This is a genomic window from Streptomyces hydrogenans, from assembly GCF_014656075.1.
Classification (GTDB): domain Bacteria; phylum Actinomycetota; class Actinomycetes; order Streptomycetales; family Streptomycetaceae; genus Streptomyces; species Streptomyces hydrogenans.
Genome location: NZ_BNBS01000322.1, coordinates 1 through 577, shown reverse-complemented (window position 1 = coordinate 577; position 577 = coordinate 1). Strand labels below are relative to the sequence as shown.

Sequence of the window (577 nt, the reverse complement as noted above, 5' to 3'; positions counted from 1 at the left end):
TGCGGAAGCGGGCGATGATGCCCTCGCTCATGTCGTTGGAGACGGAGACCGCGGTCCCGACCACCGTGCCGCCGACGGTCATCATCAGGATGCCGGGGACCACGTAGGCGATGTACGCGGCGCGGTCGGCGCCGCCCATGCCGGCGCTCATCACGTCGCCGAAGACGTAGACGAAGAGCAGCAGCATCACCACCGGGGTGAGCAGCAGGTTCAGGGTGAGGGACGGGTAGCGGCGGGCGTGCAGCAGGTTGCGCCGGAGCATCGTGGACGAGTCGCGGGCGGCGAGGGAGAGGGCGCTCATCGGGCGGACTCCTGCGGCAGGCCGGGGACGGTGGGGTTCTTGCCCGAACCGGTGAGGGCGAAGAAGACGTCGTCCAGGTCCGGGGTGTGCACGGTGAGTTCGTCGGCCTCGATGCCGGCGGAGTCCAGCCAGTCGAGGAGGGACCGCAGTTCGCGCTGGGTGCCGCCGCTGGGGATCTGGAGGGCCAGTCCCTCGTCGTCCCGGGTGGCCACCTGGAGGGTGTCGGAGGCGCTGCGGTAGGCGTGGGGGTCGGTGAAGCGGAGGCGGACGTGGCCG

Annotated in this window: 1 protein-coding gene and 1 pseudogene; both read right to left on the bottom strand. The window is 71.1% G+C overall.

Features of this window, described 5'->3' with window-relative positions:
* On the bottom strand, window positions 1-301 hold a 301-nt coding region (locus IE321_RS41670), incomplete at its 3' end, for an ABC transporter permease (protein WP_190226803.1).
* Window positions 298-577, bottom strand: a pseudogene (locus IE321_RS41665) (ABC transporter); the annotation flags it as partial. The gene IE321_RS41670 and the pseudogene IE321_RS41665, both read right to left, overlap by 4 nt.